Source organism: Bacillus nakamurai, assembly GCF_001584325.1.
In the GTDB taxonomy this organism is placed as follows: Bacteria; Bacillota; Bacilli; order Bacillales; family Bacillaceae; genus Bacillus; species Bacillus nakamurai.
Window position 1 is genome coordinate 24884 of the sequence record NZ_LSAZ01000041.1, and the last position, 24688, is coordinate 49571.

Here is a 24688-nt window from a genome sequence, read left to right on the forward strand (position 1 = left end):
TTAATCACCCTTCCTATAAGTTCTTTTCCATATACATATTAAGGAAGGGGCATTTCTGCATCAGGATAAAAGTCTTATTTTTGTGCAGCGCATTTCAGCGTAAACAGCGCGATCTCCGGTTTGGCTAAAAATCGCAATGGCAGCCTTGTCGTTCCGAGGCCGCGATTTACATAAATGGCTGTGTCATTTAACGTATACATGCCGTCTGTATATATTTTTCCGTAAGGCGGCGTAATAAGAGGCCCGAAAAAAGGGAGCTGAATTTGTCCGCCATGAGTGTGTCCCGACAGCTGCAGGTTAACGGGATATCCGCCAATCTCTAGAGCGGCATCCGGCTCGTGAACGAGTAAAATCGAAAACACATCCGCTGAAAGCCGGGAAAGCGTTCCTTCATAATCGGGTTTTCCGAGCATTAAATCATCTAAAGCGGCGATTTCGATACTGCTTCCGTCCGTCAGCCACAGCCGCTCGTATCCGTTCCGCTTCACTTGAAATCCGGCTTCTTCCATCAGCGCCTTATAGGTGTTGGTGCCGTATCCTCCGTGATCATGGTTTCCGTAAACACAAAGTTTGCCGAAGGGCGCCTGAAGCTTTTGTAAGGCGGAGAGCGCTCTCTGATGATCCTGATACAGATGAGGTTTATCAATTAAATCACCCGTGAAGGCAATCAAGTCAGGTTTCAGCTGATTTATCTTTTGCACAACTTTGTCCAAGTCCTTGGATGTATAAACATCACTTAAATGAGTATCGGTGAACTGAACGATTCTGAATTTGTCAAAACCGCGGGGGATGAGGCGGTGACGGATCGTGTGCCGGGTTATATTGATCATATGAGGTTCAATATACCGGGCATAGCTATAGCCGCCGCTTGCCGTCAATATACCTGCGGCCAATAAGCCGAGCCCTCTTTTTAAAAACGTTCGTCTAGTCATTTTCTCCATATGTAATCCAACCTTTGTCAGAGTTTATCTATTATATCATCAGCACGTCTGAAAAATCCCTTTTCAACATATAATGACGGGAAAAGACATATATGATAGAATTATGAATGATTATTCATTCAATAAATAAAGGGGTGTGTTTGTTATGGATAAGAAGGCAGTGATGATTACAGGCGGATCGAGCGGTATGGGAAAAGCGATGGCAAAAAGACTTGCAGCAGAGGGATGGTATGTTATGCTGGCGGGCAGAAAGCTCGATGCGCTTGAGGAAACGAAAGCCGAAATTGAAACATTTCCTGGACAGATTGCTTTTATTCAGATGGATGTCCGCTCCGAAACGGCGGCGGAACAAATGGTGGCCAAAACAGAGGAAGCTTTCGGCCGCGTCGACGCACTCATTAACAATGCGGCCGGGAATTTCATCTGCCCGGCTGAAGACCTTTCACCGAACGGATGGAAGGCCGTCATCGACATCGTCCTGAACGGAACGTTTTTCTGCAGCCAGGCGGCCGGCCGCCATTGGATCAAAACGAAACAAAAGGGTTCCATTTTAAATATGGCAGCGACTTATGCCTGGGGGGCCGGGGCGGGCGTCGTCCATTCAGCCGCTGCTAAAGCAGGCGTGCTTTCGTTAACGAGGACACTGGCGGTCGAATGGGGCAGAAAATACGGCATCCGCACAAACGCCATCGCTCCGGGGCCGATCGAACGAACCGGCGGGGCGGAGAAGCTCTTTGAATCAGAAGCTGCGATGAAACGAACGCTGAACAGTGTGCCGCTCGGCCGTTTCGGCACACCCGAGGAAATCAGCGCGCTGGCGTCATTTTTGTTATCAGAGGATGCGTCTTATATGAATGGAGAATGTGTGACATTAGACGGAGGCCAATGGCTGAATTCCCATCCTTTTTAAAAAATCAATTATCCTTAAAAATTAATAGGTATACTCAATAGATTTGGCAGGTCAGTTCATGAGAGATATAAACAGGCAGAATATGATTTGAACGATGATGAAAATACTGATATTATTCTCTTGGAACTAGAAAGGTTTTCCAAAGGGTATTTGAAGCTGAGAATTACTTTGAGACAATCGGCAATAACCGCTCAAGATTTAGTGAGGTTTTAGAAGAACGCAAGAAAGCCGAATAAAATATAATATACAATAGGCGAACAAATTTTTTGTTCGCCTGTTTATACAGTTTTCTCTCAATATAGGAGTGCAGAGTTGAAAACATTAAAGATAATGATCACATTGTTTTTTGGGGTTCTCTTTTTGATTTTAAATGGAGGGTATTTTGTATATTGTATTTCATCTCCTGAATACTATCAAAATACGAAGTTTACAACGAATGATATAAAAAGACTTGAAAAATTATATCATATTGATTTCCCGAATGACGCAAAATTCACAAAGATTATAGAGCAGCAAACCGGACTTGGAGGAGACTCTTTCGTTTCTTTATATGTAAATGTACCGAGCGAACATGCAAAACCTCTTTTAACCGGATATACATTTTTGCCAATACGTTATAAAAACGAAATAAGTACACAATATGGAGTGACTGTCTCTAAAAATAATGAGGGAAAGACAGAGTTGCGATTTGCTAAAGAGGACGAGAAAGGGACAATTAGCAGCAGAATAAAAAACAATCCTCATTGGGAGTATAAAGGAATAGCAGGTACTTATTATCTGCGTACTGCTGCTTTTTATAACGCCTTGTTCTTCCTCATAACAGTTCCTGTCTTTTATTTAATTCATAAAAAATAACCAATATTTCTCCTTCTTTCAAAAGGAAATGATGCCTGTCTTAAATTGATGTCAGTAACCGATGTGGTATAATCAGACAAAGATAGAGAAGCAGGTGATAACATGTTGGACCCACTTGATATATTAACGAATATTGATGATGTCATCCCGTATTATCAAGCCATATTCAGCGCTGAAGAGCAAAGAGTCGTAGGCTATGAGGTGCTGGGGCGTATTTCGGCAGATTCAGAGATAGAGAGTCTCGGGCCGTTTTTTTTAGATCCCGGCATTCCTGAAGAATATAAGCTGGAGGTCGATGACAGAATTATCCGGCAGGCACTGAAGCGGTTTACAGATGCGGATCGTGACCTTTTAATCTTTATCAATCAGGATGCGAATGTGCTGATGCTTGATCACGGCGAAAGCTTTCTTGAGCTCTTGAAAGAATACGAAGCAAAGGGTATTGAATTGAACCGCTTCGTTTTGGAAATTACCGAGCACAATTTTGAAGGTGACATTGAGCAGCTGTACCATATGCTTACTTACTATCGTACATACGGAATTAAAATCGCAGTAGATAATATAGGCAAGGAAAGCAGCAACTTGGACAGAATTGCGCTTCTTTCACCCGACCTTTTGAAAATTGATTTGCAGGCTCTGAAAGTTTCACAGCCGTCGCCGTCCTATGAGCATGTACTGTACAGCATCTCATTGCTCGCGAGAAAAATCGGCGCTGCATTGCTGTATGAGGATATAGAGGCTGATTTTCAGCTCCAATACGCTTGGAGAAACGGCGGCCGCTTCTTTCAGGGCTATTACCTGCAGGCACCGAATGACCATTTCTTAGATCGAGATCTTTTAAAAGCGAGATTAAAAACAGAGTTTCACCAATTTATCACCAGGGAGAAAAAGAAGCTGGAGACGGTGTATGAGCACTCTGAGAGATTTTATAAGCGTGTCAATCAAGTTGTCTCAGATCTGATGAAAACCCATCAGGCGGATGATGAGTTTATTAAAAAATTGGCGGAAAAGCTGACGGACTGCTGCTTCAGGATTTATATGTGCGATGAAGAAGGCTATCAGCTGACGGGAAATGTTTTCAAGCAATCCGGTGAATGGATCTATCAGCCGGAATATGTGGAGAAAAACTGGAGCTGGCGTCCGTACTTTTTAGAAAATATTATGCGGATGCGGAATTCGAGAAAAGGATTTTTCAGTGATTTATACAGTGACATTGAAACGGGAGAGATGATCAGAACCTTTTCATACCCGATGGATAACCATATGTATTTATTTATCGATCTGCCTTACTCTTATTTATATGAACAGGACGGATTACTTTAAAGCGGCTGAAGTGTGCCGCTTTTTTTGTTATCATTTAAAAAAAAATAAAAAAACGATTGACATCGATACTGATAATCATTATCATTTGCTTATAGAGAGAAGTTACTCTCTGTTCCCCAACCCCTCTATCAGATCAAGATCCGAAAAAGCTTGGCGCTACCCCCGCCAAGTTTTTTTTATGTTGTTTGCGCATAAGAAAGCCCGTTTTTTCATACATGTAACGATGACGGTTCAAAAAGTAAAAAAATCATTTTTAAAGTGTATGACATTCAAAAAAAGCTTCAAACTATCAGAAAACAAGGTTTTCCCGTTTTTTTCTTTTCTTAAAATCCAGCGGGAAAATGCCATCCGACCCTACTTTATGGTATGATGCTCTGTAGAACTTGTATTATAATAAATACTTGTTGATTTGAAGTTGTTTTTTGAAAGGAGTCTTTTTTTAGAATGTCACAATTAATGGGTATCATCACAAGGCTGCAAAGCCTGCAAGAAACGGCGGAAGCGGCAAGCGAGCCGATGCAGCGTTATTTTGAAGTTAACGGCGAAAAAATATGCAGTGTTAAATATTTCGAAAAGAATCAAACGTTTGAGCTTACGGTATTTCAAAAAGGTGAAAAACCGACGACATATCCGTTTGATAACATTGACATGATTTCTATTGAAATCTTCGAGCTCCTTCAGTAACTTTATTTGATTTTTCAGGCTGACCAAGCTTCCCGTCTTCCGCAAGCGGAGCTTTTAAATAGCGATAAGGAATGTGCTTGTTTCATATTGGTTGTAAGATCTTTGAAGAGGAGTGTCTTTACATGGCCGATTCTTTACTGTTTTATAATCTTTCAGAGGCACAAATGACCTTTCAAGATGTGATGGAACGGCTGAAAAGCTTTGTCAGAAGAGATCCCCGCTCAGCATATGTGCTGTCTGTAGGGACCGATTCACAAGTTTTCCGTGACCGCACGAAATTTATTACAGCGATACACTTGCACCGAACAGGAAAGGGAGCTTGGGGCTGTTTGAAAAATCATGAACTTACCAGACCGATACATAGCCTTCGTGAAAAAATTTCACTTGAAACCGCGTTCAGCCAAGAAACTGCCGCATATATCCTTGACGGGCATTTAATTGAAATTACGGATTTGCTGCTGCCGTTCACCGGAGAAGGAGCAGATCTCACATTCGAAGTGCATCTGGATATCGGAAAAAAAGGGCTGACAAAAGAATTGATACAAGAAATGACCAGCCGGATTACCTCGATGGGCATTGAAGCGAAAATCAAGCCCGATTCCTACACAGCATTCAGTTATGCAAATCGTTATACAAAATAATATTTCATGCTGAGACCGCAAAATGTCGAATTATGCGGTTGACGATTTTTTTCTGTTTACTTATTCTAGCGGTAGAGCTGAAAGTAAATCTAATCTTGCTTTCAGAGGTATTCAGTAAAAAAATAGGGGGCCTGATTACGTATGAGTTTTATCGGTGAACGATTTACGGAAGAAGAACAAGATCTTCTGCTGAATATCCTGATCAATCATGAATATGCCATTGAGCTTTTGACCAGCGAAATCAACGATATAGAAGCAGGGACAAAAAGCGTTGATGGAACCACTTATAAAAAACTTGTAACGCTTTATGACCGTTTTCGAAACGAAAATTAATCAGTGACCTATAATTGATACTCGAATGCAAAGAGTATCTTTTTTATTGACGGAAACTTTTCGACAAAAAATGATAATGTTTATATTATTGTAATATAGGGTATACATGTTTTGATGAAAAATGTAAAGGGGTCGAAGTGACATGATTAGCTTACAATCAGATCAGCTTCTTGAAGCAACAGTCGAACAATTTATGATCGAGGCGGATAAAGTCGCGCACGTACAGGTCGGAAACAACCTTGAGCATGCTCTTTTAGTGCTGACAAAAACCGGCTATACTGCTATCCCTGTCTTGGACGCTTCGTACCGTCTGCACGGTTTGATCGGGACAAACATGATTATGAACAGCATATTCGGACTCGAACGGATTGAGTTTGAAAAGCTGGATCAAATTACGGTCGAGGAAGTCATGCTGAAGGATATTCCGCGCCTTCATATAAACGATCCCATTATTAAAGGGTTCAGTATGGTCATTAATAACGGATTTGTTTGCGTTGAAAATGATGAAGGCGTATTTGAAGGCATTTTTACGAGAAGAGTCGTTTTAAAGCAATTAAGCAAGCATATCAGATCGTTGAATAAGTAGGCTCGCTGCACCAGCCTATTTGTTCTTCGTATACTCAAAAAAGAAAGCGTATACATATGAGTGATGCTTGCCTCGGCAGCCTTTATTTTATTAGAATGGAAGATAAGAAATACGCGAAGGCATTGAAAAGGAGGACGACATGCAGCTTCAAGAGCTTCATATGCTCGTAGTTTTAGCTGAGGAATTAAACATGAGAAAGGCTGCCGAACGGTTATTCGTGTCACAGCCGGCTCTGTCCCAGCGATTGCAAACCATCGAAAAAGCCTGGGGAACAAAGATCTTTTTAAGATCTCAAAAAGGATTGACGGTAACGCCGGCAGGAGAAAAAATCATTCAATTTGCAAATGACGTCACGGATCGGCAAGAGAGAATAAGAGAAAATATAGATGAACTTGAAGGAGAAATACACGGCACATTGAAGCTTGCCGTCGCCTCCATTATCGGCCAGCACTGGCTCCCAAAGGTCTTGAAAACATATGTGGAGAGGTACCCGAATGCCAAGGTCTCACTCATTACCGGCTGGAGCAGTGAAATGCTGAAGAGTTTATATGAAGATCAGGTACATATCGGCATCATCAGGGGAAATCCGGAGTGGAAAGGCCGAAAAGAATATTTAATGACCGATCATTTATATTTGGTCGATACTGAAATTTCATGTATTGATGATATCGCCCATACCGACCGGCCGTTCATTCAGTTCAAAAGTGACAGTACATATTTTCAAGAAATCCAGCATTGGTGGCATCAAAAATTCAAAACCTCACCGAAACAGACGATCCTCGTCGACCAGATCGAAACGTGCAAGCAGATGGCTCTGCACGGAATCGGCTATGCCATTCTGCCTTCCGTCACGCTTGAAGAGGAAGACAAAGTAAATAAAATGCCGCTTTTGGATGTAAAGGATTATCCGATCGGGCGTGATACATGGCTTCTCGGATATGAGCCGGCATTTGAATTAAAACAGGTGCAGGCCTTTGTTTCTGTCGTAAAAGATATGCTGAAGCAAGAACGCCCATTTTAAGAAAGACAGCGCACATGCTGTCTTTTTTTTATTTTTTATTGACAATGAAAATCATTATCATTTAAAGTATTGTATATGTTAATGAAAATCATTATCAATTACGGGGTGGTCATATGCAAAAAGCATTAATCATATACGCAAGCATGTCTGGGAATACAGAGGATATTGCCAATATTATAAAAGAAACGCTGAAAGAGCATCAGATTGCAATTGACTGTGCTGACATGGATGAAGCTGATGCGGATTCCCTTATGTCATATGATTATGTCTTTATCGGGACGTATACCTGGGGTGACGGCGATCTGCCTTACGAAGCGGAGGATTTTTATGAGGACATTTCAAATCTTCAGCTCAATGGGCTGAGAACGGCTTGTTTCGGGTCCGGCGACCATGCTTATCCGAAGTTTTGCGAAGCTGTAACTCTATTCAGTCAGGTGCTGGAAAAGGCCGGAGCTGCTTTGTATCCGGAAACGCTGAAAATTGAGCTTGCGCCGGAGACGGCTGAAGATAAGGAATGCTGCAAGGAGTTTGTCCGCGGTTTCCTTGCCTGGGCCGCTCACCACGGGGATCAATGCCATGTTTCATAAAGGCGCGACTGCGGTGATGGCATCTGTGTCTTCAGGGTATTTTGTCGCCGTCAAAGGCGAGGGCATCTTTCATTTTTGTTTAGAAGACGGCTGGAAAAAGCTGTTTCAAATAAAAAGCAATATTCATGTGATGACGTACATAGGGCCTTATATATTTGCCGCGGGAGATAAAGGCGTTATCATCAGATCGGCCGACCAAGGAAAAAGCTGGACGACATCCAAGTTTCCGACGAACGCTGCGGTATGGGCTGTTACAGGACGCAGCGGCGGATTTGTCTGTGCGCACGGCAAGCACTGCCTTTATTTATCCGATGATTTCGGCGTCACTTGGCATGTGGCTAAACCTTTTTCACGATTGAAGGAGCCGCCCGTGATCCGATCATTATGTTTGCACGGACAGACCCTTTATATCGGCACCCGAATCCATATGAACCACGGCGGCATTTGGGCCTTTGATCTGATGAGCGGAAGCGTTCGGCATGTGAATCGGGAAAGTCATCGCATGACGGCGTCAATGCTGATGTATCAGGAGGGCTGGCTGATTTCCGCCAAGGGTTCCATTAAGGGGAAACGAGGCGCGGTTACAGTGCAAAATGTCTGGACGGGAGAAGAGCTTTCTATTTCGAACGGACCTGCCGGGCGGGAAAAATCATTTCTCGATGTCTCTGAGGATGACGGTATTATTTATGTCACCTCTTCTCAAGATGAAGATGGTTTTTCACGCATTTATCAGGCGGATCTCGAAGCGCGGGAATTAAAATGGTTTGATACCATCAGAGGCCACGGCTGGAGGGTCGCAAACCGGAAAGAGAACTTTTTTTGCGCGGGTCTGTATGAATGTAAATTTGTCAGGCCGTATGAGGCAGCGGAGCTTGCGCATTAATGTCAATACATAAAGGAGAGAAGAAGATGGGGAATATTTTGCTTGTTTATGCCACGATGTCAGGAAACACCGAAGCGATGGCCGATCTTATTGAAAAAGGGCTTCTTGAAGCTGAGGCATCCGTTGACAGGTTTGAAGCAATGGATATAGATGCTGAGCTTTTGAATGATTATGAGCATATTATTATTGGAACATATACATGGGGGGACGGAGATCTTCCCGATGAATTAATGGACATTGCAGAGGATATGGAAAACCTTGAATTTACGGGGAAAACTTTTGCTCTGTTTGGATCTGGAGACACGTCCTATGAATTTTTCTGCGGGGCGGTTGATGAATTGGAAAAGACCATTACATCACGCGGCGGCCGGGTAGTGCTGCCGTCTGTAAAAATTGAAATGAACCCTGAAGGCAGTGAGGAAGAGGAATTGAAGGAATTCGGGAGACAATTTGCCGCTTTGTGCAGACAGCCGGCAGAATAAAGGCTTATTCCTTTTTTTCTTGTCTTTGTATCCTTCCTTTGTTACAGTAATGAGGTAGAAAATCAGAGGAGGACAATACATATGAAAATGATGGATGCAAATGAAATTATTTCATTTATTCAAAATAGTACAAAATCAACGCCTGTTAAAGTTTACGTAAAAGGTGAACTGAAAGGCATCAATTTTGGCGCTTCAGCAAAAGCTTTCATCAACGGAAACACAGGTGTCGTTTTCGGTGAATGGAGCGAAATCAAAACAGCTATCGAAGAAAACCAAAATAAAATCGAGGATTACGTAGTAGAAAACGACCGCCGCAATTCTGCGATCCCTATGCTCGATCTTAAAGATGTAAAAGCACGTATTGAGCCGGGCGCAATTATCCGCGATCAAGTAGAAATCGGTGATAACGCAGTCATCATGATGGGTGCTTCTATCAATATCGGTTCGGTGATCGGCGAAGGCACGATGATCGATATGAACGTTGTCCTCGGCGGACGCGCGACAGTCGGAAAGAACTGCCACATCGGAGCGGGTTCTGTATTAGCGGGAGTTATCGAGCCGCCAAGCGCTAAACCGGTTGTTGTTGAAGATGATGTCGTCATCGGCGCAAACGCAGTTGTGCTTGAAGGCGTAACGATCGGAAAAGGCGCGGTAGTCGCTGCCGGAGCAATCGTCGTAAATGATGTTGAGCCATACACCGTTGTAGCGGGAACACCTGCGAAAAAAATCAAAGACATCGATGAAAAAACAAAAGGCAAAACAGAAATCAAACAGGAATTACGCCAACTGTAAGGAATGGTTTGATGGGAAGGGCGTGGATGACAATCCACGCCTTATTCGTATAGGCAGGAGGAATCAAAATGGAAAAAGAGCGGCTGATTGCCATCCGCAGAGAGTTACACCGTATTCCGGAGCTTGGCTTTCAGGAATATAAAACACAGCAGTACCTATTAAATATCCTAAAACAATACCCTGAAGAAAGAATTGAAATCGAAACATGGAGAACGGGGATTTTTGTGAAAATCAACGGGACGGCCCCGGAAAAAATGCTTGCCTATAGAGCGGATATGGACGCGCTTTCGATTGACGAACAAACGGGGCTTCCGTTTGCGTCTGAGCATCCCGGCTTTATGCATGCATGCGGCCACGACATGCACATGACGATAGCGCTCGGCATTATTGATCATTTTGTCCATCACCCCGTCAAGCAGGATCTTCTTTTCTTATTTCAGCCGGCGGAGGAAGGCCCGGGCGGAGCAGAACCGATGCTTGAAAGTGATGTCCTGAAAAAGTGGACGCCTGACCTTGTGACAGCCCTGCATATCGCTCCCGAGCTTCCGGTCGGCACGATCTCCACAAAAAGCGGGCTGCTTTTTGCCAATACAAGTGAGCTTGTCATTGATCTGGAGGGTAAAGGCGGACATGCGGCATATCCGCATACCGCAGATGACATGGTCGTAGCCGCAAGCACGCTTGTCACGCAGCTGCAAACGGTCATTTCCCGGAACACTGACCCGCTTGACAGCGCGGTAATTACTGTCGGGACGATTACCGGAGGAACAGCGCAAAACATCATTGCGGAAAACGCTCGTCTGGAAGGAACGATCCGGACGCTTTCTGAGGAATCAATGCGCATGGTGAAAGAACGGATTGAAGAATTGGTTAAGGGGATTGAAATCGGATTCCGCTGTAAGGGAAAGGTCACATACCCATCTGTTTATCATCAAGTGTTTAATACAAGCGGCCTGACCGAAGAGTTTATGCAATTTGTCGCTGACCGTAAACTGGCAGAAGTAAAAGAAGCGAAAGAAGCAATGACCGGAGAAGATTTCGGGTATATGCTGAAAAAATATCCCGGCTTTATGTTTTGGCTCGGCGCTGATTCCTCCCACGGTCTGCACCACGCCAAGCTGAATCCCGATGAGGGAGCGATAGAAACCGCAGTAAAGGTTATGGTCGGATATTTTTCGGAATATGCCAATTAAATCCGAGAAGAAGAATAATCTAACAAAAAATGAGCATTCTACATAACGGAGGTGTTCGATATGACGAAAAAAATTGGAATTGAACAATCATTATCGGATGTAGAACAGGCTTTAAAGCAAAAAGGCTATGACGTTGTGATGATGAGGACTCCTGATGACGCTAAAGGCTGTGACTGCTGTGTCGTAACCGGTCTTGACAGCAATGTGCAAGGAATAGCCGATACTTCCACACAGGCATCTGTCATTACGGCTTCCGGGATGACAGCTGAGGAAATCTGCAGCGAAGTAGAAAAGAAACTTCATTAAACTGAAAAAACCGAAGCATGGTCTTCGGTTTTTCTATTCATCTGAAACAGCGGCTTTGTAACGGTCAAGCGCGATTTTTATTTCTCTTCGCAGGACGCGTTCGACACGCCATTGCTCCATGTTTTCTGTTTTTGCGATAATTCTGATCACCATTTCGGCTGTGCTTAAATCCTGCACGCCGATGACATCCGGTCCTTCTTTAATTTGCGGAAGCTCTGCGGCGGCTTTGTCACACGCAGCTTGAAGAATGTGTATCGTTTCATCGAGATTTTTTTCAAGCGGCACTTTAATATCGACAAGCGCCTGCATCGTACCGCGGGAATGGTTGCTCACATTAGTGATGCCGCGGTTGGGAATATAATGGAGCGTGCCGTCAAAGCTGCGGACCTGCGTCGTGCGAAGTCCGACCTGCTCGACGATACCGTTGAAGCCGGCAACCGTAATGTAATCACCAACGTCAATCTGCTTTTCCAAAAGGATGAAAAATCCGGTGACGATATCACTGACAAGCCCTTGAGCGCCAAAGCCGACAGCAAGCCCTACCACGCCCGCTCCGGCAATGAGGGCGCTCGGATTATAATGAAATAAATCCAATATCATCACGATAAAAATGAAGATCAGTATGTATGCATACACATTCAGTGCCAAGCTTTGCAGCGTATAGGCACGGCCTATTGAAAGGTTGTTTTGTTTTTCAAATTTCGCAAACAGATGCTTGATCAGTTTGCTGCCGAGCGCCCGAAAAATAAAATAGGCTAAAATGATGAGAGCCAGTTTTATGACGAAAATTCCGGCAGTTGTCAGCAGCCCGGCCCAATCATAGTGTTTCAAATCAATCATAGAGATGTCTTCCTTTCCGGTCATATTGCCGATAAAGCTAAAAGTTTGTTTCCCTGTTCAAGAACATGTTAAACTTTTTATAGAGATTGCGCTAGGGTTATTTACATTTATTATTTGTTAATATTGACTAAAAAAATCGATTCCTTTATAATTATTTTTGTGAAGATATTAACTAAATGAGAATATTTATTCTCTTTTCTCATTTTAACATGGCTATGCAGCCAAATCATATACTTTGGAGGGAATTACATATGGCAGAACGTATGGTAGGAAAACAAGCTCCTCGTTTTGAAATGGAAGCTGTTCTCGCAAATAAGGAATTTGGCAAAGTAAGCTTAGAAGAAAATATGAAAAACGACAAATGGACAGTGCTTTTCTTCTATCCGATGGATTTCACTTTTGTATGCCCGACTGAAATCACAGCAATGTCAGACCGTTACGACGAGTTCGAAGACCTTGATGCAGAAGTTATCGGCGTATCAACTGATACAATCCACACTCATTTGGCTTGGATCAACACTGACCGCAAAGAAAACGGTCTTGGCGAGCTGAAATACGCGCTTGCTGCTGACACAAACCACGAAGTATCCCGTGAGTACGGCGTGTTAATTGAAGAAGAGGGTGTAGCGCTTCGCGGATTGTTCATCATCAATCCTGAAGGCGAACTTCAATATCAAACAGTATTCCACAACAACATCGGCCGTGACGTTGATGAAACATTGCGTGTTCTTCAAGCCCTCCAAACAGGCGGACTTTGCCCGGCTAACTGGAAGCCAGGCCAAAAAACACTTTAATTCGTTCACTCGAACGGAAAAGATAAAAAGGTCTAACTTCTGTTAGGCCTTTTTCATACTTATCAATATTGGAGGGAAAAGAGATGAAATTACGTCAGCCAATGCCTGAATTGACAGGCGCAAAAGCTTGGTTTAACGGAGAAGTCACAAAAGAGCAGCTGATCGGAGAAAAACCGACCTTAATTCACTTCTGGTCTATCAGCTGCCATTTATGCAAAGAAGCAATGCCGCAGGTGAACGAGTTCCGCGATAAATATAAAGATAAGCTGAACGTTGTTGCCGTTCATATGCCTCGTTCCGAAGACGATCTCGATCTAGATAAAATTAAAGAGGTAGCGGCTGAGCACGATATTACACAGCCGATTTATGTTGACAGTGATCATGCATTGACAGAAGCGTTTGAAAATGAATATGTGCCTGCTTATTACGTATTTGATAAAACAGGCCAGCTCCGCCACTTCCAAGCGGGAGGCAGCGGTATGAAGATGCTTGAAAAACGCGTCAACCGTGTTCTTGCAGAAACAGAGCAGGCTGCTGAATAATGTAATGACAGATTGGCTGCCGGGATTTTCCCGTCAGCCTTTTGTCTCGCTTTTTAAAACCCTTCTCCGTATCGGCAGAAAGGGTTTTTCGTGTGCTTATTGGATATGAATATCCAATAAGCACATTGGCGAAATTTGTAAATAATTGCATGGTAATTTCTGCGCGAAGAGAGGAAAATATACGTGCAATCAGCCGAATACAGGCGTCGTTCCTCGTTTTTCTCCTTTTTTGTATGTCGGTTTACAAAGTCGAAAATTGTAGATAATTTCATTAAAGAAGTAATTTTAAGTTATATTTTGAAGAGGTTGAAAAAAATGGAATGTTGTCCAAAATCCCCTATAGAATAAGGAATTTTTGTATAAAAAGTCTCATTATCAGAAAATAAGCACTTTTTCATAGAGTAAATAAAATAGTAAAATGATAAAATAATAGTTGATAAAATTACTTTTGTAATCTAATATCTTAAATAAAGCGTTTAAATTTTTGACAGGGGGTTTTACACATGTTTAATGAAAGAGAAGCGCTGCGCTTACGTTTAGAACAATTGAATGAAGCAGAGGTTAAAGTCATTCGTGAATATCAAATAGAACGTGATAAAATATATGCAAAACTGAGAGAATTGGACAATACAGGAAGCCTGTCTGATACAAAAAAAGATTATCGTCCGGAGAAGAAAAGTGAGTCTCTCCCAGTGCTTGCAGAGCTCGCGGCACAGGAAATGAGAAGCTATCAAAAACCGCAAACACAGCCTCAATCCGTCCAGCCGCAAATGCAGTCTATTGCATCTCTTCCCGCAGGCATTCCTGACGGTTCTGCAAGAAGAAGAAGAGGAACGGCAAGACCTGGATCAAAAGCAGCGAAACTGCGCGAAGCCGCTATTAAAACATTAAAACGCCACAATGCAGCCATCAAAAGTTCGGAGCTGCAAAAGGAAATTGAAAAGGAAAGCGGCCTTGAAATTCCTAATATGACAACATTTATGCAAAGTTTAATTAAAATGTACCCGGAAGTAAAAAAACCATACCGCGGCCAATATATTCTGGAAGGCGAAATTGCTCCGGAAACGTCTGAATCAGCTGCTGACACGTCTGCTGAATAGAAAAACAGTAAAAAACTGCTTGCGTTACTCAAGCAGTTTTTTTGCGTTGTCCCGCTTACTCTCAGCCGATTTTATGTCTTTTCCAGCCTTTTTTTCGAGCTTTACGACCCATTTTTGGAAAGGCTTTTCTTCTGCTGCCCGTTCCTTGATCGCGTCCAGTTTTTCATCCAGCGACTCATCACGCAACTCTGATTCTGCGAGCTGTTTTTGCAGGGAGAAGACCTGTTCTGTGACGGCTTCAAGCAGATGTTCTGTATGTTCAGAATTCGCGGAAGCAGTGTGAAGTTCTGCCGCCGGTTCTTTCGTTTCCGCCGCGCGGCTGTCAATATCAGCAAAATGGCCGGCAATCCAAGCATCACTTTCATCAAGCTGCCTTTTGTAAGATAAAATGGTTTCTTGAAATAGTTTTTCTTTCGTTTTTTCTATTTCTACAAGCCGTTCTTTTGTTTCTATTATTCGTTCTCTCATATGATTAATTTCTATTTTAATATTTTTTAGCTGATATTCTTTTTCTGTGATCTGTTTTTGCAGCCTGATGTTTTCCTCCGTCGCGGCGTCAAAGAGCTGTTTCGTTTTCTGGTGAGAAGTCTGTTCGGTTTCTATGGCGGTCTCAAGTGATCGGATTTGAGTATGTAAATTTTTATTTTCTTCTTCGAATTTTACGTTTGTCAGATGAAGACGGTGTTTTTCTTCAATTTCTCTTTTTCGCTGGACCGTTTCTTGCTGAAGCAGTTCTTGCAGGATGACAATTTTATCAAGCAGCTCGGCTCTGACCTCCTGAAAAGCTCGGCCTGTGTTGTCTGTCTGTTTTTGCTGTGCCGTCATTTCCTCTAACTCGGCTGAAAGCTTTTGAAGCTGTTCCTTTATGTTGGCGTTTTCCTGAAGAAGTTTATTGTTTTTTTGATGAAAATAGCTTTCTTCAAACTCTGAAATTAATTTTTGGCATCTGGCCAGTTCTGATTTTAAGTAAAGGTTCTCTTGAGAAGTGTCGTGGAAAAACGGACCTGATATTTTCATAAGAACCATCTCCCTCATGATGTTAACACTACAATATGGGAAATGAAGAACGGCTATTCCTCTTAAATAAACAGACAAGCACCGGAACATTGTGTTTCACATGAGGCGTTTGCTAACCTTTTATACAGTAAGGAGAGATGACATGAAACAGGTGAATGTATTATTGGCAGGCGGAGCTTCCCGCCGATTTGGCGAGCCGAAAGCATTTGTAAAATGGAAAGGCAAAATGTTTTATGAACGGGCGAAAAGCGCCTTTGGCAGCGGAAATTCGGTTATTATCTGCCGTCCTGAGCATATAGAAAGATTTACATCATACAAAGAGCGGTATGTTTTCCCTGACCTACAGCCTTTTCGGGGAATGGGGCCCTTGGCTGGCATATATACGGCAATGGAACAGATGGAAGGCGAGTCGTATACGGTGATATCCTGTGATACGCCGCTTGTTTCAAGGAGGACCATGGCTTCACTGGAAATGAGGTTGACTGGCGGAGCGGACGCTGTCATTCCGGTTTGCGGAAAAAGAGAGCAGCCGCTGATCGCGGTGTATCATAAACGGGTCAAAGACCTGTTTTTTGATCAGCTAACACAAAACCAGCTGCGGATGGCAGACACACTGCGACAGCTATCGGTTTGTTACGTGCAAGCTGAAGAGATCGGCGCCGCGCCGGAGGAATTTGTAAATATTAACACTCAGGATGACTACATCAGACTTTTGGCGCATATTGAGTCTTCGAATCAGGACTAAGCGGGAAGAAACATGATATGATGGAAATAAAAAAGGCAAGGGGACAATACAGATGGAAGAGCGCTATTCACGGCAGACAAGATTTAAGCCGATAGGGGACGAAGGGCAGAAAGCGCTGGCTGACAGCAGCGTGCTGATCGTCGGAGCCGGCGCCCTCGGAACAGCCGGCGCAGAAGGCCTTGCGAGAGCCGGAATAGGCCGCATGGCGATTATTGACCGGGATTATGTGGAATGGAGCAATTTACAAAGACAGCAGCTGTATACGGAAGAAGACGCGAGACAGCGCATGCCGAAAGCGATGGCGGCAAAATCGCGTCTTTTGGCGATCAACAGTGAAATACATATAGATGCCTATGTGGCGGAAGGTACGGCCGAAACCCTTCAGCCCCTTATTGAAGAGGCTGATTGCGTAGTGGACGCGACTGATAATTTTGAAACGAGAATGCTGATAAATGATCTTGCGCAAAAAACGAAGACGCCTTGGATTTACGGTGCCTGTGTCAGCAGCCAAGGGATGTATATGACGATTATTCCGGGAGTTACGCCGTGTTTATCATGCCTGTTTGAGCAAATACCCGTGGGCGGGGCGACATGTGATACGGCCGGCATTATTCCCCCTGCGGTTCATATTGTCTCTGCGTATCAGCAGGCTGAGGCTCTTAAACTGCTGACAGGTCATGCGGAAAAAGTAAATCGGCGCTTTGTCACCTTTGATGTGTGGAATAACAGCAATATGAACATGAATGTAGAGCATATCAAGCGGGATCATTGTTCTTCCTGCGGCCTGGAGCCCGAGTATCCGTATTTGCAGCCTGAAAACAGGCCGAAAGCAAGCGTGTTATGCGGAAGAGACACTGTTCAAATCAGATCGGACGCTTTAAAACGGCTGCCGAAACAAGAGCTTGTAAAACGGCTGAAGCTGATCGGGAAAGTCGAAGCGAATGAATTTCTGCTGCACATATCGTATGAGCGTTTCAGAATCGTCATTTTTCAGGACGGCCGTGCGCTGATTCACGGTACAAATAACATAACAGAAGCAAATTCAGTTTTGGCAAGAGTGATTGGGCTGTAACAACAGGAGGTATTGATATGCTGGAAAAAAGAACACCGATACAGGTAGACGAAGCGGTTCGGCGTGTAAGTCAATATAAAAAACAAGGGGAAACAGAATGGGTGGCGCTGGAGGACAGCCTTCACCGCTATTTGGCGGAGGATGTTAAAGCCGACCATGATGTGCCTGCTTTTGACCGCTCCCCATATGACGGGTTTGCCATCAGGGCTCGGGATACAAAGACGGCTTCGCGGGAAAATGAGGTCAAGTTTGCAGTGATTGACCATATCGGAGCCGGGGCCGTATCTGAAAAAGAGCTTGGCCCGTATGAAGCGGTCCGCATTATGACCGGCGCGCAAATTCCAAAAGGCGCGGATGCCGTGGTCATGCTGGAGCTGACCAAAACATTTTCAGAAAACGGCACGGATTACATGTCAGTGAAACGTCCGTTTCAGGAGGGTGATAATATCTCCTGTCAAGGAGAAGATGCGAAAAAAGGAAGCTCTCTATTAAAAAAAGGAACGATAATTACGCCGGGCGTAACCGCGCTGTTAGCAACTTTCGGCTATGCGTCCGTTCCGGTTGTCAGAAAACCCGTTGTCGGCATTATCGCCACCGGAACAGAGCTGCTTCATGTCAGCGACCCGCTTGAGCCGGGTAAAATCCGCAACAGCAATGCGGCAATGGTATATGCCCAGATCATTGAAGCGGGGGCGGTCCCCCTTGACTTAGGGAAAATCTCCGACGATTTTGAAGACAGCTACGCTGCAGTGAAGGAAGCTATGAAAAAAGTTGACTTTCTGATCACTACGGGCGGCGTGTCTGTCGGTGATTTTGATTTTCTTCCTCACATTTATGAAAAACTCGGAGCGGAAGTTCTGTTTAATAAAGTTGCAATGCGGCCGGGGAGCGTCACAACCGTAGCCCGGGCAAATGACATGCTGCTGTTTGGCCTTTCAGGCAATCCGTCCGCATGTTATGTCGGTTTTACGCTGTTTGTGAAGCCGATGATTCAGACGTGGCTTTTGAATGAAAAGCCCCACTCAGGATGGGCCGAGGCCGTGCTGGCAAATGATTTTCCGAAGCCGAATCCGTTTACGAGATTTGTTCGGGCGTTCGTTTATCATCAGGATGGCAAGATGATGGCATCACCGGTCGGTTTGGACAAATCAAGCTCTGTAACGTCCCTTGCGGAGGCAAATGCGTTCATTATTTTACCGGGCGGCACGAGGGGTTATGAAGCGGGCCGGACGGTTCATGCGCTCCTTATCCGTGATGAGAATGGAAGTGAATGGCCATGGTCAATTCTTTCCCGATCCTCCAGGTCGTAGGCTTTCAAAACAGCGGAAAAACGACGTTTATCGAACGTGTGCTGGCGTCCGCTCCGAAGGAATTAAAAGTGGGCTGTTTAAAGCATCACGGCCATGGCGGCGAGCCTGATCTGTTTTCAGAAGGGAAAGATTCGGAGCGCCTATCGGCGGCCGGAGCCGATATTACGGCAGTGGAGGGTGCGGGCGTTTTACAGCTCACGGTGCGCAGGGAGTGGGACCTCCAGCGCCTGATCGGCCTGTACGGTTTTCTCGGGACAGACTGTCTTCTTATTGAGGGGTTTAAGCGTGAACCGTATCCGAAAATCGTGATGATTAAAAATAAAGAAGAATGGCAAAAACTGCGGCAATTAGAGCACGTAATCGCCGTTGTCTGCAGAAATATGGAGCTTGCGGCGGCACAAGCGGGATTGCCTGTATTTCATGCGGATGATCCGGCTGCCGTTACGTTTGTGCTTTCACAGCTGAAGGGGGAATCTGCATAAATGAACCGTTTTCAAATTACAACACAACCTATCATTGTAGAAGATATCGTAAAAAAAGTTGAAAAACGTGAAGCTGGCGCAATCACCACGTTTATCGGCACGGTGAGAGAGTGGACGGCCGGGCGCCGGACCGTAAGGCTTGAATATGAAGCCTATGAACCGATGGCTGTTCAAATGCTGTCTCAAATCGGCGCAGAAATTAGCGCGAAATGGGAGGGGGCAGAGGCGGCGATCACTCACCGGGTCGGCGTCCTTGAGATCGGCGAGGCGGCAGTCGTCATTGCCGTCTCCTCACCGCACAGAAAGGCGGCCTATGAGGCGAACGAATATGCCATTGAACGTATTAAACAGATCGTGCCGATTTGGAAAAAAGAAATATGGGAAGACGGTGAAGAATGGATAGGCGACCAGCTTGAAACGACTGCATATCCGAACGGAAAACCGGATCTCGAAAAAGGGGATAGCCATGATTAAAGTTCTTTTATTTGCCGGACTTGCCGAGCAGGCAAAAACATCAGTCATAGAGCTTGACGAGAAGCAGGCTGCAATTTCGGAAATTAAAACGCTGTTAAAAGAGCAATACGACCTTCACGCAATTAATAATGCGATGATAGCGGTAAATGAAACATACGTGAAAGAAAACATCACATTATCGACTGGCGATACAATCGCCTTTATCCCTCCGGTAAGCGGAGGATGAGAAAAGCCGGATGAGCATGACTGCCATCCGGTTTTTCCGATTGCAGACCTGTCGCTTTCCGATTTGCGTTCAAAAATCAGTATCGTGCTTCAGGACACGTTTATTTTCTCAGGAACGATCATGGAAAACATCAGATTCGGGAGACCGGAAGCTTCTGATCAAGAGGTCATACAGGCGGCAAAAGCCGTAGGCGCAGATGGATTTATTTCAAATCTCGCGAAGGGGTATAACACCGAGGTAGAAGAGCGGGGGAATGTTTTATCTGCCGGACAGCGTCAGCTCATTTCCTTTGCAAGAGCTCTTCTTTGCGACCCTTCGATTTTAATACTTGATGAAGCGACCGCAAGCATTGACACCGAAACTGAAGTGAAAATCCAGCCTGCGCTGCGGACGCTTTTAAAGGACCGGACAGCGGTCATGATCGCCCACAGGCTGTCTACGATCCGTGATGCCGACCGGATTATCGTTCTTGATCACGGTAAAAAGATTGAGGAAGGAAATCATCTCGAGTTATTGAAGCATAACGGGATATACGCGGGGCTCGTTAAAGCGCAGTACAGTATATCATGACAGTAAAAGACACCTTCTGTCTTTCCCTCAGTGAAGGTGTTTTTACATAATAATGGAACAAAAACAGGCTGGATTTATGTTACAATTTAGCATAAATGCGTATGCGGTAAAAAAATGAAACTTCACCAAGCCTCATGCGTAACTATTAACTGAATATACATAGGAGGGATCAGCACTATGGAACCAAATGTTGAAAAAAGCAATTACGCAGAAACGGAAAAGCCGTCTCTCTTCGGCGTGATCACGAGCCCCGTTGTCCAATTTAAAAGATTAAGAGAAAAGCCGATCATAGGTATTCCGCTCTTTATTGTCATTGTGCTCATTGCAGTCGGCTATATTTTTCAGGGGCTGGGGATGAATTACGATGAACTGCTGAAAAGCTCGTCTCTTGACGGATTGACGGATGAACAGATAGAAATGACCAAAACTATTACGAAATACGGTACGATTTTCGGCGGTATCTTTGGCGGCATTATCGCGCTGTTTATCGTTCCGTTAATTTATTGGCTGTGCGTGAAAATCTCAGGCGGTGTCACGAGCTACAAAAAAATGCTCTCTCTCGGTCTCTTCACGGCCTTTATTTCAAACATCGGCTTAGTCATTAACGGTCTTGTTCTTTATTTCACTGATGCAAGCTCAATTTACAGTGTCACGTCTTTGGCAAGTATCATACCCGCAGGTAAATCAGCGGCAGCCTTTTTAAGCTCGATCGAAATCTTCAGCATCTGGAGCTATATTCTGGTTGCGGTAGGGCTTCATCATACAGGCGGCATTTCTAAAAAAGCGGCCTGGATTTCAGCAGTCGTTTTGTTTGTTATCATGCTCGTGTTCTCGCTTGTTGGAGGACTGGTAAACTCCGTGGCAGGTGCATAACATGAAAAAACTATGGATCGGAATCGGCATCGCAGTTATTGTCGCAGTATTCATCGGTATAAATATTTACCGGTCTGCCGCTCCCGCGAGCGGCAGCGTCGGGGAAAAGATTGAAACAGGAACCCTTGAAAAACAGGAAATTTCATCAAACGTCATGGTGCCGGGAACATTAAAATTTTCAAATGAACAGTATGTCTTTTATGAAGCTGACAAAGGCACTCTTGATAAGGTGAAAGTAAAAGAAGGGGACAAGGTGAAAAAAGGCACGTCATTAGTCTCCTATACAAACGAGCAGCTGAACCTTGATAAAGAACAGAATGAGTTATCTGAAGAATCAAAACGGCTGCAAATCGAGCAAATCGCAGAAAAGCTGAACGCATTAAACAGCAAAGAAAAAGAACTGGCAAAGCAAGTGGGAGAAAAAGAAGCTGAAAAACAAATTGAATCCGAACGGACTGATTTACAGCTTCAGCAAAAAACGGCAGAAATCGAATTAAAGCAATCGGAGCTGCAAAAGCAATCTCTCAGAAATCAAGTGGCGGATTTAGAAGTGAAAAGCGAGATGGATGGAACAGTTATCTCAGTTAATCAAGAAGCAGCTTCTAAAAAATCAGATATTCAAGAACCGGTCATACATATAGGCGACCCGGAACATCTTATCATAGCCGGAAGTTTGTCTGAATACGATACGCTGAAAGTAAAAAAAGGGCAAAAGGTAACGATCACCTCAGACGCCATCCCGGATAAAACGTGGAAAGGCAGAGTGACAGCGGTCGGCCTCGTTCCCGATCAAAAGGCAGGAACAGCCTCAGGTGCAGGCACGGAACAAGCCGTGCAGTATCCGTTTCAGGTCAAGCTGATCGGCAGCCTTCCGGAAGGCAAACCGGGTTTTAAATTGATCATGAACATTGAAACGGACAAACGAAAAGCCGATACTCTTCCGTCAGCGGCCGTCAAAAAAGAAGATGATGAACATTACGTCTTTACGGTGAAAGACGGCAAGGCAAAACGGGTTAAGGTCAAGGTCGGTGATACGGCAAATCAAATGACGGAGATAAAAGAGGGACTTTCAAAGGATGATAAAGTCATTCTGAATCCGGCTGACAGTTTGACTGACGGAACGGATGTGAAAGCGTAAATGATTCAGCTTTCAAAGGTGAAAAAGAGCTATCAGATCGGCAAGGAGACGTTTGATGTGCTCCGCTCTATCGACCTCACGATTGAAGAGGGAGAATACGTGTCGATTATGGGGCCGTCGGGATCGGGAAAATCTACGATTATGAACATTATCGGCTGTCTTGACAGACCCACATCGGGCAGTTACAGACTTGCGGGCGAAGATGTCTCTTTCTGCACGGAAAAAGAGCTTGCAGCCGTCCGCAACAAATCAATCGGATTTGTGTTTCAGCAATTTCAGCTGCTTCCCCGTTTAAATGCAAAGAAAAATGTTGAGCTGCCCATGATATACGCCGGCATCGGCAAAAAAGAACGCGAGGAGCGGGCGGAGTACGCGCTGGAAAAGGTAGGCTTAGCGGACCGGATGCTTCACATGCCGAATGAGCTGTCGGGCGGCCAAAAACAGCGCGTAGCCATAGCGAGGGCGATTGTCAACGAGCCGAAGCTCATTTTGGCTGACGAACCGACAGGCGCTTTAGATACGAAAACAAGCATCTCCATTATGGAGCAGTTCACAGAACTGAATGCCGAGGGCGTGACCGTGGTGCTCGTCACTCATGAGCCTGAGGTGGCGGACTGCACAAACAGAATCATTTTCGTCCGTGACGGCCAGATCGTTTCCCGTGATTCGGAGCAAAGGAGAGTGGGGGAATGAGTCTGATAGAAAATCTTCGGATGGCCCTCAGTTCTGTAAGAGCCCATAAGATGAGGTCCATTCTGACGATGCTCGGCATCATTATCGGCGTCGGCTCAGTTATCGTCGTCGTAGCGGTCGGTCAGGGCGGCGAACAAATGCTGAAGCAATCCATCAGCGGTCCGGGCAATACGATTGAATTGTATTATCTTCCGAGTGATGAAGAATTGTCGGCCAACCCGAACGCTTTAAAGGAAGCGAGTTTTACAGAAGATGATATTAATGGATTAAAAGGGCTGGATGGTGTCAAGCAAGTCGTCGCTTCCGCAGTCAAGTCCATGACGGCGCGCTATCATGAAGAAGAAACGGATATCACGCTAAACGGAATTAACAGCGGCTATATGGACGTGAAATCATTGGACGTCCAAGACGGGAGAACATTTACAGAAGATGACTTTCTTTCCGGGAAAAGAGCGGGAATTATTTCGAAAAAAATGGCTGAAAAGCTGTTTGGCAAAAAATCTCCGCTCGGAAAAATCGTCTGGGCCAATGGCCAGCCGATTGAAGTTGTCGGTGTGTTAAAAGAAGAAACCGGCTTTCTTTCATTAGGCCTCAGTGAAATGTATGTGCCTTTTAACATGATGAAATCTTCTTTCGGAACAAGTGACTACAGCAACGTCTCAGTCCAGGCGGCTTCTGCCGACAACATGAAAGCAGCGGGAAAAGAAGCGGCCCGGCTTTTGAATGACAGCCACGGGACGAAAGAGTCCTATCAAGTGATGAATATGGAAGAAATCGCAGCCGGAATCGGCCAGGTCACAACGATTATGACGACAATCATCGGTTCAATCGCCGGCATTTCACTGGTCGTCGGCGGCATCGGAGTCATGAATATCATGCTTGTTTCAGTGACGGAACGGACCAGGGAAATCGGCATCCGTAAATCGCTCGGTGCGACAAGAGGACAGATTTTGACTCAATTCTTAATCGAATCCGTTGTGTTAACCTTAATCGGCGGTCTGATCGGAATCAGCTTCGGCTATGGCGGGGCATCCCTTGTTTCTCTCATTGCAGGCTGGCCGTCGCTCGTTTCATGGCAGGTTGTTTGTATCGGCGTTCTGTTCAGTATGCTGATCGGCGTCATTTTCGGCATGCTGCCTGCCAACAAAGCGTCACGTTTGGACCCGATTGAAGCTTTACGATATGAATAGTCAGAGCCCCATGCAGCATGCATGGGGTTTTTTGGCGGTTTTTCTAGTGATGATGAATATAATAGACTTTTTTCATTTATGATAA

30 protein-coding genes and 1 pseudogene are annotated in these 24688 nt (G+C 44.6%); 28 read left to right on the forward strand and 3 right to left on the reverse strand.

The annotated features are described in order from the left end of the window. Positions 1-74: 74 nt before the first annotated feature. Complete coding sequence (locus tag AXI59_RS15275; protein WP_061528645.1) at positions 75-941, reverse strand: metallophosphoesterase; 867 nt, start codon at positions 939-941, stop codon at positions 75-77. 145 nt (positions 942-1086) lie between these two features. Here AXI59_RS15275 and fadH point away from each other — a divergent pair, with 145 nt between their 5' ends. The 14 genes from fadH (at position 1087) to AXI59_RS15350 (ending at position 11537) form a co-directional block, all read left to right on the forward strand. Next, positions 1087-1851, forward strand: a complete 765-nt coding sequence (gene fadH, locus AXI59_RS15280; RefSeq protein WP_061522081.1) for a 2,4-dienoyl-CoA reductase — start codon at positions 1087-1089, stop codon at positions 1849-1851. A gap of 312 nt (positions 1852-2163) precedes the next feature. Next, complete coding sequence (locus tag AXI59_RS19845; RefSeq protein ID WP_061528646.1) at positions 2164-2706, forward strand: hypothetical protein; 543 nt, start codon at positions 2164-2166, stop codon at positions 2704-2706. A gap of 102 nt (positions 2707-2808) precedes the next feature. Then, positions 2809-4029, forward strand: coding sequence for an EAL domain-containing protein (locus AXI59_RS15290; protein ID WP_061522079.1), 1221 nt, complete (start codon positions 2809-2811; stop codon positions 4027-4029). 444 nt (positions 4030-4473) lie between these two features. Further along, a complete protein-coding gene (locus AXI59_RS15300; protein WP_061522077.1) occupies positions 4474-4713 on the forward strand; it encodes a YkuJ family protein in 240 nt (79 codons plus the stop codon). Positions 4714-4835: 122 nt separating this feature from the next. Continuing rightward, on the forward strand, positions 4836-5354 hold the full coding sequence (locus AXI59_RS15305; RefSeq protein WP_061522076.1) for a ribonuclease H-like YkuK family protein: 519 nt from the start codon (positions 4836-4838) through the stop codon (positions 5352-5354). A 141-nt stretch (positions 5355-5495) separates the two neighbouring features. Then, positions 5496-5687: an antirepressor AbbA gene (gene abbA / locus AXI59_RS15310; RefSeq protein WP_061528647.1), complete on the forward strand. Its 192-nt coding sequence runs from the start codon at positions 5496-5498 to the stop codon at positions 5685-5687. A gap of 142 nt (positions 5688-5829) precedes the next feature. Then, on the forward strand, positions 5830-6273 hold the full coding sequence (gene cbpB, locus AXI59_RS15315) for a cyclic-di-AMP-binding protein CbpB (protein WP_061522074.1): 444 nt from the start codon (positions 5830-5832) through the stop codon (positions 6271-6273). A 139-nt stretch (positions 6274-6412) separates the two neighbouring features. Then, complete coding sequence (gene ccpC, locus AXI59_RS15320; RefSeq protein ID WP_061522073.1) at positions 6413-7294, forward strand: transcriptional regulator CcpC; 882 nt, start codon at positions 6413-6415, stop codon at positions 7292-7294. A 113-nt stretch (positions 7295-7407) separates the two neighbouring features. Then, positions 7408-7881, forward strand: coding sequence for a flavodoxin (locus AXI59_RS15325; protein ID WP_061522072.1), 474 nt, complete (start codon positions 7408-7410; stop codon positions 7879-7881). Then, the gene (locus AXI59_RS15330; protein ID WP_061528648.1) at positions 7871-8764 is read left to right on the forward strand and encodes a WD40/YVTN/BNR-like repeat-containing protein; all 894 of its coding nucleotides are present in this window, start codon (positions 7871-7873) and stop codon (positions 8762-8764) included. Before AXI59_RS15325 ends, AXI59_RS15330 begins: the two co-directional genes overlap by 11 nt. Before the next feature lie 26 nt (positions 8765-8790). Next, positions 8791-9246, forward strand: a complete 456-nt coding sequence (locus AXI59_RS15335; RefSeq protein ID WP_061522070.1) for a flavodoxin — start codon at positions 8791-8793, stop codon at positions 9244-9246. 81 nt (positions 9247-9327) lie between these two features. Beyond that, positions 9328-10038, forward strand: a complete 711-nt coding sequence (gene dapD / locus AXI59_RS15340) for a 2,3,4,5-tetrahydropyridine-2,6-dicarboxylate N-acetyltransferase (protein WP_061528649.1) — start codon at positions 9328-9330, stop codon at positions 10036-10038. Positions 10039-10106: 68 nt separating this feature from the next. Then, positions 10107-11231: an N-acetyldiaminopimelate deacetylase gene (locus AXI59_RS15345; protein WP_061528650.1), complete on the forward strand. Its 1125-nt coding sequence runs from the start codon at positions 10107-10109 to the stop codon at positions 11229-11231. Between the two features lie 60 nt (positions 11232-11291). Then, positions 11292-11537: a YkuS family protein gene (locus tag AXI59_RS15350; RefSeq protein WP_061522067.1), complete on the forward strand. Its 246-nt coding sequence runs from the start codon at positions 11292-11294 to the stop codon at positions 11535-11537. Positions 11538-11570: 33 nt separating this feature from the next. Here AXI59_RS15350 and AXI59_RS15355 read toward each other — a convergent pair whose 3' ends face one another. Further along, positions 11571-12377, reverse strand: a complete 807-nt coding sequence (locus AXI59_RS15355; protein ID WP_061522066.1) for a mechanosensitive ion channel family protein — start codon at positions 12375-12377, stop codon at positions 11571-11573. Positions 12378-12628: 251 nt separating this feature from the next. Between AXI59_RS15355 and ahpA the strand changes: the two genes are divergently transcribed. The 3 genes from ahpA (at position 12629) to rok (ending at position 14813) form a co-directional block, all read left to right on the forward strand. Continuing rightward, positions 12629-13171 (forward strand): biofilm-specific peroxidase AhpA, encoded by a 543-nt coding sequence (gene ahpA, locus AXI59_RS15360; RefSeq protein ID WP_061522065.1) that lies wholly within the window; start codon positions 12629-12631, stop codon positions 13169-13171. 83 nt (positions 13172-13254) lie between these two features. Continuing rightward, complete coding sequence (locus AXI59_RS15365; RefSeq protein WP_061522064.1) at positions 13255-13713, forward strand: TlpA family protein disulfide reductase; 459 nt, start codon at positions 13255-13257, stop codon at positions 13711-13713. A gap of 503 nt (positions 13714-14216) precedes the next feature. Beyond that, the gene (gene rok, locus AXI59_RS15370; protein WP_061528651.1) at positions 14217-14813 is read left to right on the forward strand and encodes a transcriptional regulator Rok; all 597 of its coding nucleotides are present in this window, start codon (positions 14217-14219) and stop codon (positions 14811-14813) included. A 24-nt stretch (positions 14814-14837) separates the two neighbouring features. On the opposite strand, the gene AXI59_RS15375 is transcribed toward rok, so the two are convergent. Further along, positions 14838-15830 (reverse strand): coiled-coil domain-containing protein, encoded by a 993-nt coding sequence (locus AXI59_RS15375; protein WP_061528652.1) that lies wholly within the window; start codon positions 15828-15830, stop codon positions 14838-14840. 142 nt (positions 15831-15972) lie between these two features. Between AXI59_RS15375 and AXI59_RS15380 the strand changes: the two genes are divergently transcribed. From AXI59_RS15380 to AXI59_RS15430, 11 genes and pseudogenes are all read left to right on the forward strand, one after another. After that, a complete protein-coding gene (locus tag AXI59_RS15380) occupies positions 15973-16575 on the forward strand; it encodes a molybdenum cofactor guanylyltransferase (RefSeq protein ID WP_061522061.1) in 603 nt (200 codons plus the stop codon). Between the two features lie 52 nt (positions 16576-16627). Then, positions 16628-17647 (forward strand): MoeB/ThiF family adenylyltransferase, encoded by a 1020-nt coding sequence (locus tag AXI59_RS15385; protein WP_061528653.1) that lies wholly within the window; start codon positions 16628-16630, stop codon positions 17645-17647. Between the two features lie 17 nt (positions 17648-17664). After that, positions 17665-18957: a molybdopterin molybdotransferase MoeA gene (locus AXI59_RS15390; protein ID WP_061528654.1), complete on the forward strand. Its 1293-nt coding sequence runs from the start codon at positions 17665-17667 to the stop codon at positions 18955-18957. Continuing rightward, positions 18918-19439 (forward strand): molybdopterin-guanine dinucleotide biosynthesis protein B, encoded by a 522-nt coding sequence (gene mobB, locus AXI59_RS15395; protein ID WP_061528655.1) that lies wholly within the window; start codon positions 18918-18920, stop codon positions 19437-19439. The genes AXI59_RS15390 and mobB overlap by 40 nt, the downstream gene beginning before the upstream one ends. Beyond that, positions 19440-19913 (forward strand): molybdenum cofactor biosynthesis protein MoaE, encoded by a 474-nt coding sequence (locus AXI59_RS15400; protein ID WP_061528656.1) that lies wholly within the window; start codon positions 19440-19442, stop codon positions 19911-19913. Then, positions 19906-20139: a molybdopterin converting factor subunit 1 gene (gene moaD, locus AXI59_RS15405; RefSeq protein WP_061528657.1), complete on the forward strand. Its 234-nt coding sequence runs from the start codon at positions 19906-19908 to the stop codon at positions 20137-20139. Before AXI59_RS15400 ends, moaD begins: the two co-directional genes overlap by 8 nt. A 36-nt stretch (positions 20140-20175) precedes the next feature. Then, a pseudogene (locus AXI59_RS15410) lies at positions 20176-20709 on the forward strand (ABC transporter ATP-binding protein); the annotation flags it as partial. A 177-nt stretch (positions 20710-20886) separates the two neighbouring features. Beyond that, on the forward strand, positions 20887-21582 hold the full coding sequence (gene yknW, locus AXI59_RS15415) for a YknW family membrane protein (protein WP_061522054.1): 696 nt from the start codon (positions 20887-20889) through the stop codon (positions 21580-21582). 1 nt (position 21583) lies between these two features. Beyond that, positions 21584-22720, forward strand: a complete 1137-nt coding sequence (locus tag AXI59_RS15420; protein ID WP_061528659.1) for an efflux RND transporter periplasmic adaptor subunit — start codon at positions 21584-21586, stop codon at positions 22718-22720. After that, positions 22721-23413, forward strand: a complete 693-nt coding sequence (locus AXI59_RS15425) for an ABC transporter ATP-binding protein (protein WP_061522052.1) — start codon at positions 22721-22723, stop codon at positions 23411-23413. It abuts the gene before it with no gap. Next, positions 23410-24603, forward strand: a complete 1194-nt coding sequence (locus tag AXI59_RS15430; RefSeq protein ID WP_061528660.1) for an ABC transporter permease — start codon at positions 23410-23412, stop codon at positions 24601-24603. Before AXI59_RS15425 ends, AXI59_RS15430 begins: the two co-directional genes overlap by 4 nt. The last annotated feature ends 85 nt before the right edge of the window (positions 24604-24688 follow it).

Excerpts from the sequence above, each read along its gene's own strand:
- AXI59_RS15355 (WP_061522066.1), bottom strand. The coding sequence starts at position 12,377 with ATGATTGATTTGAAACACTATGATTGGGCCGGGCTGCTGACAACTGCC.
- AXI59_RS15420 (WP_061528659.1), top strand. The coding sequence starts at position 21,584 with ATGAAAAAACTATGGATCGGAATCGGCATCGCAGTTATTGTCGCAGTA.
- AXI59_RS15330 (WP_061528648.1), top strand. The coding sequence starts at position 7,871 with ATGTTTCATAAAGGCGCGACTGCGGTGATGGCATCTGTGTCTTCAGGG.
- AXI59_RS15365 (WP_061522064.1), top strand. The coding sequence starts at position 13,255 with ATGAAATTACGTCAGCCAATGCCTGAATTGACAGGCGCAAAAGCTTGG.
- AXI59_RS15385 (WP_061528653.1), top strand. The coding sequence starts at position 16,628 with ATGGAAGAGCGCTATTCACGGCAGACAAGATTTAAGCCGATAGGGGAC.
- fadH (WP_061522081.1), top strand. The coding sequence starts at position 1,087 with ATGGATAAGAAGGCAGTGATGATTACAGGCGGATCGAGCGGTATGGGA.
- AXI59_RS15325 (WP_061522072.1), top strand. The coding sequence starts at position 7,408 with ATGCAAAAAGCATTAATCATATACGCAAGCATGTCTGGGAATACAGAG.
- mobB (WP_061528655.1), top strand. The coding sequence starts at position 18,918 with ATGGCCATGGTCAATTCTTTCCCGATCCTCCAGGTCGTAGGCTTTCAA.
- AXI59_RS15425 (WP_061522052.1), top strand. The coding sequence starts at position 22,721 with ATGATTCAGCTTTCAAAGGTGAAAAAGAGCTATCAGATCGGCAAGGAG.
- AXI59_RS15290 (WP_061522079.1), top strand. The coding sequence starts at position 2,809 with ATGTTGGACCCACTTGATATATTAACGAATATTGATGATGTCATCCCG.
- AXI59_RS15305 (WP_061522076.1), top strand. The coding sequence starts at position 4,836 with ATGGCCGATTCTTTACTGTTTTATAATCTTTCAGAGGCACAAATGACC.
- cbpB (WP_061522074.1), top strand. The coding sequence starts at position 5,830 with ATGATTAGCTTACAATCAGATCAGCTTCTTGAAGCAACAGTCGAACAA.
- AXI59_RS15400 (WP_061528656.1), top strand. The coding sequence starts at position 19,440 with ATGAACCGTTTTCAAATTACAACACAACCTATCATTGTAGAAGATATC.
- AXI59_RS15275 (WP_061528645.1), bottom strand. The coding sequence starts at position 941 with ATGGAGAAAATGACTAGACGAACGTTTTTAAAAAGAGGGCTCGGCTTA.
- AXI59_RS15390 (WP_061528654.1), top strand. The coding sequence starts at position 17,665 with ATGCTGGAAAAAAGAACACCGATACAGGTAGACGAAGCGGTTCGGCGT.
- AXI59_RS15380 (WP_061522061.1), top strand. The coding sequence starts at position 15,973 with ATGAAACAGGTGAATGTATTATTGGCAGGCGGAGCTTCCCGCCGATTT.
- ahpA (WP_061522065.1), top strand. The coding sequence starts at position 12,629 with ATGGCAGAACGTATGGTAGGAAAACAAGCTCCTCGTTTTGAAATGGAA.
- AXI59_RS15300 (WP_061522077.1), top strand. The coding sequence starts at position 4,474 with ATGTCACAATTAATGGGTATCATCACAAGGCTGCAAAGCCTGCAAGAA.
- ccpC (WP_061522073.1), top strand. The coding sequence starts at position 6,413 with ATGCAGCTTCAAGAGCTTCATATGCTCGTAGTTTTAGCTGAGGAATTA.
- moaD (WP_061528657.1), top strand. The coding sequence starts at position 19,906 with ATGATTAAAGTTCTTTTATTTGCCGGACTTGCCGAGCAGGCAAAAACA.
- yknW (WP_061522054.1), top strand. The coding sequence starts at position 20,887 with ATGGAACCAAATGTTGAAAAAAGCAATTACGCAGAAACGGAAAAGCCG.
- rok (WP_061528651.1), top strand. The coding sequence starts at position 14,217 with ATGTTTAATGAAAGAGAAGCGCTGCGCTTACGTTTAGAACAATTGAAT.
- AXI59_RS15335 (WP_061522070.1), top strand. The coding sequence starts at position 8,791 with ATGGGGAATATTTTGCTTGTTTATGCCACGATGTCAGGAAACACCGAA.
- dapD (WP_061528649.1), top strand. The coding sequence starts at position 9,328 with ATGAAAATGATGGATGCAAATGAAATTATTTCATTTATTCAAAATAGT.
- abbA (WP_061528647.1), top strand. The coding sequence starts at position 5,496 with ATGAGTTTTATCGGTGAACGATTTACGGAAGAAGAACAAGATCTTCTG.
- AXI59_RS15430 (WP_061528660.1), top strand. The coding sequence starts at position 23,410 with ATGAGTCTGATAGAAAATCTTCGGATGGCCCTCAGTTCTGTAAGAGCC.
- AXI59_RS15345 (WP_061528650.1), top strand. The coding sequence starts at position 10,107 with ATGGAAAAAGAGCGGCTGATTGCCATCCGCAGAGAGTTACACCGTATT.
- AXI59_RS15350 (WP_061522067.1), top strand. The coding sequence starts at position 11,292 with ATGACGAAAAAAATTGGAATTGAACAATCATTATCGGATGTAGAACAG.
- AXI59_RS15375 (WP_061528652.1), bottom strand. The coding sequence starts at position 15,830 with ATGAAAATATCAGGTCCGTTTTTCCACGACACTTCTCAAGAGAACCTT.